Consider the following 12,520-nt stretch of genomic DNA (forward strand, 5'->3'; position numbering starts at 1 on the left):
ATGACGACACTCGGACACATGCAGAAATGGAAAGGTATCGACATGCGCAAACACATCATTCTGGCCGCGGCACTTGCAGTGGTGGGCGCGGGACAGGCACTGGCGGACGACCTGATGCGGGTCAAGACCGACAAGTCGGTCGGCGCGGCGATGGACGCGCTGCAGGCGGCGGTCGAGGGTGCCGGGGCGACCGTGTTCGCGCGTATCGATCACGGGGCCGGGGCGAAAACGGTCGACATGGATATTGGCGACATGCAGCTGCTGATCTTCGGCAACCCGCAGATGGGCTCACCGATCATGAGCGCCGATCCGCTGGCCGGGCTGTTCCTGCCGCTCAAGGTTCTGGCCTATGCGGATGCGGACGGGCAGGTCTGGCTGGTCTATGAGGACCCGGACGAGACATTGGACGACCTGAAGGTCGATGACGATCATCCGGTGATCGGCAAGATGCAAGGGGCGTTGAAAAACCTGACCGCAGCAGCGGCCGAATAGCCTAGCCGCGCAGGGCTGCCAACGCCTGTTTCAGGTCGAGCGCACCGTCATAGAGCGCCCGGCCTGAAATCGCGCCATCCAGTGGGGCGCCGCAATCGCGCAGGGCGATGAGATCCGCCAGGGAAGAGACGCCGCCCGAGGCGATGACCGGGATCGACACCGCGCGTGCCAGCGCCGCGGTGGCGGAGATGTTGGGGCCCTGCATCGCGCCGTCGCGGTCGATGTCGGTATAGATGATCGCGGCGACTCCCGCGTCCTGGAAGGACCGGGCGAGATCGGTTGCGTCGACATCGGTGGTTTCGGCCCAGCCCTTGGTGGCGACCCGACCGTCACGGGCGTCGATGCCGACCGCGACCTGGCCGGGGAAGGCGCGGGCGGCCTCGCGCACCAGCGTCGGGTTCTCGACCGCGACCGTGCCGAGGATCACCCGCGCAAGGCCGGCGTCGAGCCAGCGTTCGATCGTCGCCATGTCGCGGATGCCACCGCCAAGCTGGGCCGGTACCGGGCAGGCCGCAAGAATTGCGCGGACCGGGTCGGCGTTGACCGGCTTGCCGGCGAAGGCGCCGTTCAGATCGACCAGGTGCAGCCATTCGCAACCCGCATCGACGAAGGCGCGGGCCTGGGCGGCGGGGTCGTCGTTGAAGACGGTGGCTTTCTCCATCTCGCCGCGCAGCAGGCGCACGGCCTGACCGTCCTTGAGGTCGATGGCGGGGTAGAGGATCATGGGCGGCCCTTTCCGACTGGCTGACGGGTGCGATATGGCACAGGGCGCCGAGGGATTGCAACGCGCCGCGAGGTCACGCTTGCCAGATCGTCCGCGGCCGGGCCAGATGGGCGGAGACAGGGGGAGACACCATCATGAACACACGCATACTCGGCATTCTCGCCGCCTTGGTTGTGGCCGGTGCGGCGCAGGCCGATCCGGTTCACGGCGATTGGCGCACCACCGCTGACGACAACGGAAACACCGGGATCATCCGGGTCGCGGCCTGTGGCGACAAGATCTGCGGTACGCTGGTCAAGGCGCTGGACGGATCGGGGCAGGAGATCGCGTCCGACAACGTCGGCAAGCGGATCATCTGGGACATGGAGGCGCAGGGCGGCGGGGCCTATGCAAAGGGCAAGGTCTGGTCGCCCGACCGCGACAAGACCTACAACTCCAAGATGCAGCTGACCGGCGACAAGCTGGCGATCTCGGGCTGCGTCCTGGTGGTTTGCCGGGATGGCGGCACCTGGACGCGGGTCAACTGATCACGGCGTCCAGCGCAGGAAATTGGCGATCAGGCGCAGCCCGGTCGCCTGGCTTTTCTCGGGGTGAAACTGCATGCCCAGCATGGTGCCGCGCCCGATCACGGCGGTGACATCGCCGCCGTAGTCCACATGCGCCAGCCGGTCGCCAGGATCAGCCGTGTGAAACTGGTAGGAATGCACGAAATAGGCGTGATCCCCAGAGGTTATGCCGTCGAAAACCGGGTGCGGCTGGTCCAGGACCAGGTCGTTCCAACCCATGTGCGGCACTTTCAGCGCCGGATCGTTCGGGGTGATCCGCACTACTTCTCCGTCGACCCAGCCCAGCCCTGGGGTGTCCTCGTATTCGCGGCCCCAACTCGCCATCAGCTGCATGCCGACGCAGATGCCGAGGAAGGGGCGACCACGGGTCTCGACCGCCTCGCGCAGGGCGTCGAACAGGCCCGAGTGACCCCGCAGGGCTGCGGCACAGGCCGGAAACGCCCCGTCGCCGGGCAGCACCACCCGGTCGGCCCGCGCGACCACGTCGGCGTCCCCGGTCACGACCACGCTGCCGGCATCGACCTCGCGCGCCATGCGTTGGAACGCCTTTTCGGCGGAGTGGAGGTTCCCGCTCTCGTAGTCGATGATCGCGGTCAGCATGGCGCTCACAGCGCGCCCTTGGTCGAGGGCACGGCGTCGGACTTGCGCGGGTCGGTCTCGACGGCGTCGCGCAGGGCGCGGGCAACGGATTTGAAGGCGGCCTCGGAGATGTGATGACTGTTCAGCCCGTGCAGACGGTCGACATGCAGCGTGATCCCGCCATTGGTCGCGAAGGCCTGGAAGAATTCGCGCACCAGTTCGGTGTCGAACGTGCCGATCTTGGCGGTCGGCATCTCGACATTCCAGACCAGGAAGGGCCGGGCCGACAGGTCGAGCGCGGCGCGCACCAGCGCGTCGTCCATCGGCAGCAGGCAGGCGCCATAGCGGCGGATTCCGCGTTTGTCGCCAAGGGCCTGGGTCAGGGCCTGTCCCAGCGCGATGCCCACGTCCTCGACCGTGTGATGATCGTCGATATGCAGATCTCCCGTGGCACGGATCGTCATGTCGATCAGCGAGTGGCGGGCCAGCTGGTCGAGCATGTGATCGAAGAATCCGACGCCCGTCAGGTTGTCATAGGCACCGCTGCCGTCGAGATTGATCTGCACCGAGATGTCGGTCTCGGCGGTCTTGCGAGAGATGGTCGCGCTGCGCATGTCGGTTGTCCTGTCTGATCGGCCCGCTTATAGGCGCAGCGGTCCGCACTTCCAAGCCATCCCGGCATCGCGCGGGTGCGGTTGTGTCCGTCGCGCCGCGGGGGATTGCACCCTTGCTTCCGCCGTGCCAGCGTGTCGCAACCCTGAGACGAGGCCCGCCATGACCACCTGCGTATACATCCAGATCCGCTGCAAGCCCGGCACGACCTACAAGGTCGCCGAGGACATCGCGCTGCGCGAGATCCATTCCGAGCTTTACTCGACCAGCGGCGAATACGACCTGCTGATGAAGCTCTACGTGCCGGCGGAGGCGGATGTGGGCAAGTATATCAACGAGAATCTGCTGGTGATCGACGGGATCGAACGGTCTTTGACCACGATCACCTTCAAGGCGTTCTGAGGCGCTGTTCAGCCGAAGCGGCGCCACCACGGGGCCGCGCCGAAGAGCGGGCAGCCCAGCGTGTCCTGCAGTGCCTTGACCAGGTCTTCGGTGGTCTCCGTCGACACGTATTGACCCCCGGTCCGGTCGGCGAGGCAGCGGGCGACGGTGCGCCCGTCGTCCATCCCGGCGGTGGGCGAATCCTTCCAGGCGAAGAAGCTGCCGCGGACGCGGAAGCCGATGACGTGGACGGTGAGGCCGGGGCCGGTGGCGGCGAGGTCGGCGGCGAGCTGGCAGGGGGCGCCGCCGCAGGTTTCCTTGCCGTCGGTCACGAGGACGATGGCACCGCTGCGATGGCGGTAGTCGAGCGCCACGGCGGCATCGTGCACCGCTTGCGTCAGGGGCGTGTCGCCGTCGGGGCTGAGCGCATCGACGGCGGTGAGGATCGGACCGGTGGCATCGGGGCGGGGCAGGAAGCGCAGATCGACGTTGCTGCAGGCGTCGCGCGGGCCCGGACCATAGACCAGAAGGCCGAGGCGGCGGTGCGGGGTGATGCCGGGCAGGGCGTCGCGCAGGGCCGCGCGGGCGTCCACGATCCGTGGGGCGTCGAGCCCGTTATAGCCCATTTCCGCCATCGAGCCCGAGGCGTCGAAAACCAGCATCGCGTCGTCGGTGCAGTCGCCGCCGTCCTGGGCGGTGCCGCCGGAAGCCCATGAAAACAAGGCACATGCGAGCAGAGCCGCGCCTGTCCGTGCTGCTCTCGCTGGGGCCATGATGAGGTCCAAAACCGGTTGCGGGACGCGCCCTGCATGGGGTGCGGGCGCGCGGCCAGTCTGGCATCGCGAAACGCGCCTGTCCATCGCGGCGGGAGCGGCGGCGCTCCACCTTCGCTGGTCTGTCGAGTGTCCGGCTGAAAAATGGAGCGGGCGATGAGATTCGAACTCACGACCCTAACCTTGGCAAGGTTATGCTCTACCCCTGAGCTACGCCCGCGTCCTTGGGTGAGGCGTGAGATATAAACAACCGTCCGGCGCTGCAAGGGGAAAAATGGACCGGATGGCAAAAATTCTCGCCCGTCGGCGCGGCTTTGCGCAACACTCGGGAGCGGAAATGGCGCGGATCGCGCCAAACCGGGTTAACGCCCTTGTTTTGCGGGCCATGGCGGGTGTGCAGCCCGTGCAGACCGCGTGCATACCGCGTGCATACGCGATGTGCCTTTCCGGCGTCCCGGCCCGGGTTAACGCGGCGTGCGGGCGAAAGGGTGAAGAAACCGTGACCGCGCGCGGCGGGATCGCCGGGTCTGACCATTTCGTGAGGCGTCTCGAAACCGGGTGCGGCGTGCGGGCAAGCTGCTAGGGATCGCCGCATCGTTTCATGATCACGAAAGGCCCGACATGCTGAGTCCCCGCAAGAAAACCCCCGACCTGAACCTGCCGACGCTGGATCACGGTGCGTTCGACCTGTCCGCGGACGGATCGGAGCGCGGCACCGTGATCTGTTTCTATCGCGGCCTGCATTGCCCGATCTGCGCCACCTACCTGACCGAGTTCCAGAAGCATGTGGCCGATTTCGCCGACCGCGGGGTCAAGGCCGTGGCGGTCAGTTCGGACGGGGAGGACCGCGCCCGGCAGATGGCCGAGAAGATCGGCGCCGACACCTTGCGGATCGCCTATGACCTGCCGCTGAGCGTGGCGCGGGACTGGGGGCTCTACATCTCGACCTCGCGGGGCAAGACGTCGCTGGGGATCGAGGAACCGGCGCTGTTCTCGGAGCCGGGCCTGTTCATGGTGACGCCGGAACAGACGCTGTATTACGGATCGGTGCAGACCATGCCCTTCGTGCGGCCGCATTTCTCGGAGCTGGTCGGCGCGCTGGATTTCGCCATCGCCAAGGACTATCCGGCGCGCGGCGAATACACCGGCGCGGTGTAGGTCTGCGCAGCCGGGGTCACTTGCGGCGCAGGTAGCCTGCCGAGACGTAGCCCTTGACCGCGCGGGATTCGCGCAGCGACACGAGGCACCAGCGGGTGCCGCCGGTCTGCTGGCAATCGTGCAGGCGCAGTTCGGTGCCATTGGGCAGGCCGAGCAGGATGCGGTAGCCGGTGCCCGGACCGGCCCGCATCTTGAGCATGTCGTCGGTATCGACCCCGGCCACCTCGTGCAGGCCGGCGGCCTGCGCCCCGGCGGGGGCCAGCATGGTGGCCGCAATGAGCGCGGCCAGCGCGGCGGGTAACGCTCGGCGCATGGTGTTCTCCTGTTGTCTGCCTCGCGCGCAGTCTAGGGCAAGGTGGCACGGGCGGGCAATCGCCGAAGTTCATCCGACCCCGGCGCGGATCGGCGCCCGTGGTCGCCATGCTGCGCCGCGGCATTGTGTGCCGTTCTCGCCGGGCGGGGACGGGGATAGGTTGCGGGAATGGTCGCGACGTTCACCCTTCTCTTGCCGCTCGGTCTGCTCATCTGGTCGGTCTATCGCGGCTGGCCGGTTCTGGTGGCCGCGCCGGTGATGGCGCTGTTTGCCGCGGCGCTTGCCGCGGACCCGCTGCTGGCGACGCTGACCCAGCGCTTCATGCCGGCCACGGGCGGCTTCGTCGTGTCCTTTTTCCCGCTGTTCCTGCTGGGGGCGGTGTTCGGGAAACTGATGGAAACCTCGGGTGCGGCGTTGGCCCTGGCCCGGGCGATCGTCGGGCGCATGGGCACAAGGCACGCGATGTCCGCGGTGGTGCTGTCCTGTGCCGCGCTGACCTATGGCGGGGTGTCGCTGTTCGTCGTGGCCTTCGCCATCTATCCCCTGGCGATCGCGCTGTTCACGGCCGCCGGGCTGCCCCATCGCCTGATCCCGGCCGCGATCGCTCTGGGCGCCTTCACCTTTACCATGAGCGCCCTGCCGGGGTCGCCGTCGATCCAGAACGCGATCCCGATGCCGTATTTCGGCACGACCATCTTCGCCGCGCCGGGGCTGGGCCTGATCGCGGGGGCCATCATGGCGTTCGGCGGGCTGTTCTATCTGTCGCGGGTCGCCGGGCCGGTCATGGAGTCCGCAGCGCCGGGGCCCATGCCCGACGCGGAGGTCGACGCCGCCGATCTGCCATCGGTCTGGTTGGCGCTGGCGCCGATCCTGACGGTCTTCGTGTCGAACCTGGTTCTTGCGGAGCTTGCGCTGCCGCGTCTCGATCTGGGCTTTCTCGCCGACCCCGCGTGGGGGGGCGTGATGCCGTCGCAGGTGATCGGGGTCTGGGCGCTGATCGGTGCGCTGACGATGGCGATCCTTCTTCTGCTGGTGCTGAGCTGGCGGCGATTGCAGGCCCCGCGCCGGACGCTGGCCGAGGGGGCGGAGGCCGCGCTGGTTCCCCTGTTCAACACCGCGACGCTGGTCGGGTTCGGCGCGGTCGTGGCGGCCCTGCCGGCCTTTTCGGCGCTGAGCGCGATGCTGGAAGACATCCCCGGTGGCGCGCTGACGGGGCTTGCGGCCTCGGCGAGCCTGTTGGCGGGGATCACGGGGTCGGCCTCGGGCGGGATGTCGATCGCGTTGGACGCGATGGGGGCGCATTACCTGGACATGGCCGTGGCGGACGGCACGGACCCGGAGGCGTTGCATCGGATCGTGGTGCTGGCGACAGGGGGGCTGGATGCCTTGCCGCATAACGGGGCGGTGGTGACGCTTCTGGGGATCGCCGGGCTGAGCCATCGCGAGGCCTATGGCCCGATCTTCGTCGTCGCGGTGGCCATTCCGGTCGCGGCCCTGGCGGCGGCGCTGGTGCTGGCGTCGTGGGGCGGCGGCTTCTAGCCGCCGCGACGGCGCCCGCATTGGCCGCCGGGCCCGGGACGGCCCGGCACCCGACCCGCCGATCGCCGGGCAGATCGCCGGTCAGGCCCGCATCACTCCAGTTCGATCAACAGGTCCTTGGCGTCGATCTGGCCGCCGGGCTGGACGTGGACGGCCTTGACCGTCGCGTCGTGGTCGGCGTGCAGGCCGGTTTCCATCTTCATCGCCTCGATGGTGAGCAAGAGGTCGCCCTGCTTGACGGCGGCGCCGGGCTGGACCGCGACCGAGGCGACCACGCCCGGCATCGGCGCGCCGACATGGTGGCTGTTGGTCGGGTCGGCCTTGGGGCGCTGGGCGGTCGAGGCCTTGACCTTGCGGTCGGGCACGCGGATCACGCGGGGCTGGCCGTTGAGTTCGAAGAACACCTTGACCTCGCCGTCCTCGCTGGTTTCGCTGATCGCCTGCATGCGGATTTCCAGCGTCTTGCCGGGGTCGATCTCGGCGCTGATCTCGTCGCCGGGCTGCATGCCGTAGAAGAAGGTCGTCGTGGGCAGGGTGCGCACGGGCCCGTATTGGCGGTGGCGGCCCATGTAGTCGAGGAACACCTTGGGATACATGAGGTAGCCGTTCAGGTCCTCGTCATCGACCTCCTTGCCCTCCATCTCGGCGCTGACCGCGGCGCGGGTCGCTTCGAGGTCGACGGGGGGCAGGTGTTTGCCGGGACGTTCCATGTTGGGGCTTTCGCCCTTGAGCACCTTGGCGACGATCGCCTCGGGGAAGCCGCCGGGCGGGTGGCCCATGTCGCCGCGCATCAGCGCGATGACGCTGTCGGGGAAGGAAACCTCGACATCGGGGTCCTCGACCTCGGCGCGGGTCAGGCCCTGGGAGACCATCATCAGGGCCATGTCGCCGACCACCTTTGACGATGGCGTGACCTTGGGGATGTCGCCGAACATCTGGTTCACGTCAGCATAGGTCTGGGCGACCTCGTGCCAGCGGTCTTCCAGCCCGAGGCTGCGGGCCTGGGCCTTGAGGTTGGTGAACTGCCCGCCGGGCATCTCGTGCAGGTAGACCTCGGAATTGGGCGCCTGCAGGCCCGACTCAAAAGCGGTGTATTGCGCGCGCACCTGTTCCCAGTAGTCGCTGATCTCGCGGATCGCGCTGATATCCAGCCCGGTGTCCCGGTCGGTGCGGCGCAGCGCCTCGACCACCGAGCCGAGCGTCGGTTGCGAGGTGTTGCCCGAGAGCGCGTCCATCGCGCAGTCGACCGCGTCCACCCCGGCCTCGCTCGCGGCGAGGATGGTGGCGCAGCCGACGCCGGCGGTGTCATGGGTGTGGAAGTGGATCGGCAGGCCGACCTCTTCCTTCAGCGCCTTGACGAGCGCCTTGGCGGCGGTGGGTTTCAGAAGGCCGCCCATGTCCTTGAGGCCGAGGATGTGGGCGCCGGCGTCGCGCAGCTCCTTGCCGGCCTTGACGTAGTATTTCAGGTCGTACTTGGCGCGGTCGGGATCGTTGATGTCGCCGGTATAGCAGACCGAGCCCTCGCAGAGCTTGCCCGCCTCGAGCACGGCGTCCATCGCCACGCGCATGTTCTCGACCCAGTTCAGCGCATCGAAGACGCGGAACAGGTCGACGCCGGTTTCGGCCGCCTGGCGGACGAATTCCTGCACAACGTTGTCGGGATAGTTGGTGTAGCCGACGCCGTTGCTGCCGCGCAGCAGCATCTGGGTCATCACGTTGGGCATCGCGGCGCGCAGGTCGCGCAGGCGTTGCCAGGGGCATTCCTGCAGGAAGCGATAGGCCACGTCGAACGTCGCCCCGCCCCAGCATTCGACCGAGAAGAGGCCGGGCAGGTTGGTGGCGTAGGCGGGCGCGACGCGGATCATGTCGATGCTGCGCATCCGGGTGGCCAGGAGGCTCTGGTGGCTGTCGCGCATGGTGGTGTCGGTGATCAGCAGCTGGCGCTGTGCCTTCATCCAGTCGGCAACGGCCTGCGGGCCTTGCTGTTCGAGCAGGTTGCGTGTGCCCATCATCGGTTCGGCGTGTTGCCGGGGCGGTTTGGGCAGGCGCAGGTCGAGCGGCGGGCGCGGGCGGTCCTTGACGTCGGGATGCCCGTTCACGGTGATGTCGGCGATGTAGGTCAGGACCTTGGTGCCGCGATCGCGCCGCTTGGTGAACTGGAACAGCTCGGGCGTCTCGTCGATGAAGCGGGTGGTGTAGGTGTTGTTCAGGAAGGTCGGGTGCTTGAGCAGGTTCTCGACGAAGGCGATGTTGGTGGACACGCCGCGCACGCGGAATTCGCGCAGGGCGCGGTCCATACGGGCGATCGCCATCTCGGGCGTCGGGGCCTTGGCGGTGACCTTGGTCAGCAGGCTGTCATAGAACCGGGTGATCACCCCGCCGGCATAGGCGGTGCCGCCGTCGAGCCGGATACCGAGGCCGGTGGCGCTGCGATAGGCGGTGATGCGGCCATAGTCCGGGATGAAGTTGTTCTGCGGGTCCTCGGTGGTCACCCGCGTCTGCAGGGCGTGGCCGTTCAGCGTCACGTCGGCCTGGGTCGGCTTGCCGGTCGCTTCGGCGATGGTCTTGCCCTCGGCGATCAGGATCTGGGCGCGGACGATGTCGATGCCGGTGACCTCCTCGGTCACGGTGTGTTCGACCTGAACGCGGGGATTGACCTCGATGAAGTAGAACTGGCCGTCATCCATATCCATCAGGAATTCGACGGTGCCGGCGCATTCGTAGTTCACGTGCTTGCAGATCTTGTAGCCCAGCTCGCAGAGCTCGGCGCGCTGGGCGTCGTCGAGATAGGGGGCGGGCGCGCGTTCCACGACCTTCTGGTTGCGGCGCTGCACCGAGCAGTCGCGCTCGAACAGGTGATACATGCCGCCATGCTTGTCGCCGAGGATCTGAACCTCGACATGGCGGGCGCGCTGGATCATCTTTTCCAGGTAGCCCTCGCCGTTGCCGAAGGCGGCCTCGGCCTCGCGCCGGCCCTCGCGGACCTTCTCGGCCAGGTCTTCGGGGCCCTGGATCGGGCGCATGCCGCGCCCGCCGCCGCCCCAGGACGCCTTGAGCATCAGCGGGTAGCCGATCTTGTCGGCGTCGGCGCGGATCGTGTCCATGTCGTCACCGAGCACCTCGGTGGCGGGAATCACCGGCACGCCGGCCTCGATCGCCACCCGGCGGGCGCTGGCCTTGTCGCCGAGCGCGCGCATGGTTTCGGCGCGCGGACCGATGAAGGTGATGCCGGCAGCGTCGCAGGCCTCGACGAAATCGGGGTTTTCCGACAGCAGGCCGTAGCCCGGGTGGATCGCGTCGGCGCCGCTCTGCTTGGCGACGCGGATCATCTCGTCGATGGAGAGATAGGCCGCGACCGGCCCCAGGTCTTCGCCGATGCGATAGGCTTCGTCGGCCTTGAAGCGGTGCAGGCCGAGCTTGTCCTCCTCGGCGTAGACGGCGACGGTCTTCTTGCCCATCTCGTTGGCGGCACGCATCACCCGGATGGCGATCTCGCCACGGTTCGCGATCAGGATCTTGGAGAAATCGGTCATTGCTGGTCCTCGGAGCAGACGGTTGGCCAAGGTCTATTCAGTTTGACGCCGTGTCACAACCGAAGACAGCGGCCGCGGCGTCACGGCCGCCCAAAAGCGGGGTTTAATCAAATTTTAACGGCATCGTCGCTAGCTTGGCAGGCACTTTGGATGCAGGACAGGGGGATACGTCATGCAGGCTCTCATTCTGGACGACCGGTACGAACGGCAGGCCCGCCTGACGGCGGCGCTGAGGAAGACCGGTATCCGCACCTTCGCGACCAGCATCGCGCAGGTTGCGGAGACCGCGATCCGCGGCGCCCTGTTCGATTTCATGATCGCGCCGGAACGGGTCAACGGCAAGCTGACCCATTCGCTGTTCCTGCTGGCGGAGTATCGCAACCCGGTGGTGTCCTCGATCATGCTGACCGACCGGTCGGACCCGGACACCGAGGAACTGTTCCTTTTGATCCCGTCGCTGCATTGCCTGCTGGCGCCGGACAGTTCTCCCGAGTTGATCCGCAAGCTGGCCGTGGCGTCGATGGCGGGCGTGACCGACGGGCGGGGGGCGATGGTGCTGCGCCCGTCGATGCGGATCACCGGGGGCGAGACGGCCCGGCCGCGATTCGCGACGCGCCGAGCGGTTGCGCCGGTGCGCGCGGCCTGTCCGGCGGTCGCCTAGGGCGCGAGCGTCACCGGCGCGGGCAGCTGCGCCAGGTCATGGGCGCCGAGCTGGCCCATGTTGGCCTGCATGTCCTTTTTCAGAACGTCGATCACATGCGCCGGGCCGCGCGCGCCGAGGGCGGCGAGCGCGAAGTGGAAGGCGCGGCCGAGCATGACGAAATCGGCGCCCGAGGCGAGGGCGCGCAGGATGTCGAGGCCGCTTTCCACGCCGCTGTCGAAGATCAGCGGCAGTGTCGTGGCGGCGCGCAGGGCGGGCAGGGTCTCGATCGTGGCGGGGCTGCCGTCGAACTGCCGCCCGGCGTGGTTGGAGATCCAGAGCGCATCGACGCCGATCCGTTCCAGCGCCTCGGTATCTTCGGGGCGCATCACGCCCTTGACCAGGAATGGCCCGTCCCAGTGGTCGCGCAGCCATTGCACGTAGCCGAGGTCGGGCGACGTGCGCAGGATATAGCCGATATGGGCGGTCGGGGGCAGGTTGGCCTGCGCGCCCTCGATATACTTGTCGAGGGTGCGCATCCGGGGCATTCCGCCCGTCGCCATGCCCATCGCCCAGGCCGGACGCAGGGCGATCTGCGCCAGCAGGCGCGGCGTCAGGCGCGGCGGCTGGGTGAGGCCCGAGCGGGTCTGCCGCTCGCGGCGGGACGCCATCGGCACGTCGACCGTCAGCACGAGGGTGGAGAACCCGGCGGCGCGGGCGCGCTCGAGCAGGTCGCGGCGGATCTCCTCCTTCTTGGGCGGATACATCTGGAACCAGGCGTGCGGGCCGAGCCACGGGGCCATGTCCTCGGGGCTCTGGCTGGCGACGGTGGAGAGGGTGTAGGGCATCCCCGCCTTGCCCGCCGCCTTGGCCAGCAGCTTTTCGGCATCGGGCCAGATCAGGCCCGACATGCCGATCGGCGCGATGCCGAAGGGCTGCGCGTAGGACTGTCCGAGAAAGGTGGTGGTGAGGTCCGGGTCGATCGCGCCGTGCAGGATCGAGGGCATGAACCCGATCCGGTCCAGCGCCGCGCGGTTGCGCGCCTTGGTGGCCTCGACCCCGGTGCCGCTGTCGAGATACTCCCACACGAATGTCGGCAGGCGCCGTTTGGCGCGCCATTTCAGGTCCATGACGCCGGGGTATGTGCTGTGCAGATCCATGCGTCTTTTGTGGGTCGGGACCGCGCGCGACGCAAGCGCGATTCGGACGG

At 68.0% G+C, this 12,520-nt stretch carries 13 protein-coding genes and 1 tRNA gene; 6 read left to right on the forward strand and 8 right to left on the reverse strand.

Translation table 11 applies throughout. The features are described from left to right. Positions 1-492 (forward strand): DUF302 domain-containing protein, encoded by a 492-nt coding sequence (locus JF290_RS00315; RefSeq protein ID WP_328701188.1) that lies wholly within the window; start codon positions 1-3, stop codon positions 490-492. Between the two features lies 1 nt (position 493). On the opposite strand, the gene hisA is transcribed toward JF290_RS00315, so the two are convergent. Further along, positions 494-1,216, reverse strand: coding sequence for a 1-(5-phosphoribosyl)-5-[(5-phosphoribosylamino)methylideneamino]imidazole-4-carboxamide isomerase (gene hisA, locus JF290_RS00320; RefSeq protein WP_199022722.1), 723 nt, complete (start codon positions 1,214-1,216; stop codon positions 494-496). A 134-nt stretch (positions 1,217-1,350) separates the two neighbouring features. Between hisA and JF290_RS00325 the strand changes: the two genes are divergently transcribed. Beyond that, positions 1,351-1,743, forward strand: coding sequence for a DUF2147 domain-containing protein (locus JF290_RS00325; RefSeq protein ID WP_199022723.1), 393 nt, complete (start codon positions 1,351-1,353; stop codon positions 1,741-1,743). Here the strand turns inward: JF290_RS00325 and hisH are convergent, their stop codons facing one another. After that, a complete protein-coding gene (gene hisH, locus JF290_RS00330) occupies positions 1,744-2,382 on the reverse strand; it encodes an imidazole glycerol phosphate synthase subunit HisH (protein WP_199022724.1) in 639 nt (212 codons plus the stop codon). Positions 2,383-2,387: 5 nt separating this feature from the next. After that, entirely contained in the window at positions 2,388-2,975 is a 588-nt protein-coding gene (gene hisB / locus JF290_RS00335) for an imidazoleglycerol-phosphate dehydratase HisB (RefSeq protein ID WP_199022725.1), read from the reverse strand. A 160-nt stretch (positions 2,976-3,135) separates the two neighbouring features. Here hisB and JF290_RS00340 point away from each other — a divergent pair, with 160 nt between their 5' ends. Further along, complete coding sequence (locus tag JF290_RS00340; protein ID WP_199022726.1) at positions 3,136-3,375, forward strand: Lrp/AsnC family transcriptional regulator; 240 nt, start codon at positions 3,136-3,138, stop codon at positions 3,373-3,375. A gap of 8 nt (positions 3,376-3,383) precedes the next feature. Here the strand turns inward: JF290_RS00340 and JF290_RS00345 are convergent, their stop codons facing one another. Together JF290_RS00345 and JF290_RS00350 are read right to left on the reverse strand one after the other, a co-directional pair. Further along, positions 3,384-4,127 (reverse strand): vWA domain-containing protein, encoded by a 744-nt coding sequence (locus tag JF290_RS00345; RefSeq protein ID WP_227363999.1) that lies wholly within the window; start codon positions 4,125-4,127, stop codon positions 3,384-3,386. A 145-nt stretch (positions 4,128-4,272) separates the two neighbouring features. Beyond that, a tRNA-Gly gene (locus JF290_RS00350) sits at positions 4,273-4,347 on the reverse strand. Between the two features lie 401 nt (positions 4,348-4,748). On the opposite strand from JF290_RS00350, the gene JF290_RS00355 reads away from it, so the two are divergent. Further along, positions 4,749-5,285, forward strand: a complete 537-nt coding sequence (locus JF290_RS00355) for a peroxiredoxin-like family protein (RefSeq protein WP_199022727.1) — start codon at positions 4,749-4,751, stop codon at positions 5,283-5,285. 16 nt (positions 5,286-5,301) lie between these two features. Here the strand turns inward: JF290_RS00355 and JF290_RS00360 are convergent, their stop codons facing one another. After that, entirely contained in the window at positions 5,302-5,598 is a 297-nt protein-coding gene (locus JF290_RS00360; RefSeq protein ID WP_199022728.1) for an SH3 domain-containing protein, read from the reverse strand. Between the two features lie 168 nt (positions 5,599-5,766). Here JF290_RS00360 and JF290_RS00365 point away from each other — a divergent pair, with 168 nt between their 5' ends. Then, a complete protein-coding gene (locus tag JF290_RS00365) occupies positions 5,767-7,137 on the forward strand; it encodes a GntP family permease (protein ID WP_199022729.1) in 1,371 nt (456 codons plus the stop codon). Between the two features lie 92 nt (positions 7,138-7,229). Here JF290_RS00365 and JF290_RS00370 read toward each other — a convergent pair whose 3' ends face one another. Beyond that, positions 7,230-10,670: a pyruvate carboxylase gene (locus JF290_RS00370; protein WP_199022730.1), complete on the reverse strand. Its 3,441-nt coding sequence runs from the start codon at positions 10,668-10,670 to the stop codon at positions 7,230-7,232. A 172-nt stretch (positions 10,671-10,842) separates the two neighbouring features. On the opposite strand from JF290_RS00370, the gene JF290_RS00375 reads away from it, so the two are divergent. Then, positions 10,843-11,331: a hypothetical protein gene (locus JF290_RS00375; protein WP_199022731.1), complete on the forward strand. Its 489-nt coding sequence runs from the start codon at positions 10,843-10,845 to the stop codon at positions 11,329-11,331. On the opposite strand, the gene JF290_RS00380 is transcribed toward JF290_RS00375, so the two are convergent. Continuing rightward, positions 11,328-12,470: an alpha-hydroxy acid oxidase gene (locus JF290_RS00380; RefSeq protein ID WP_199022732.1), complete on the reverse strand. Its 1,143-nt coding sequence runs from the start codon at positions 12,468-12,470 to the stop codon at positions 11,328-11,330. The two genes, JF290_RS00375 and JF290_RS00380, sit on opposite strands and share 4 nt — an antisense overlap. Between the last annotated feature and the right edge of the window lie 50 nt (positions 12,471-12,520).

Source organism: Sedimentitalea arenosa (assembly GCF_016428585.1).
In the GTDB taxonomy this organism is placed as follows: Bacteria; Pseudomonadota; Alphaproteobacteria; order Rhodobacterales; family Rhodobacteraceae; genus Sedimentitalea; species Sedimentitalea arenosa.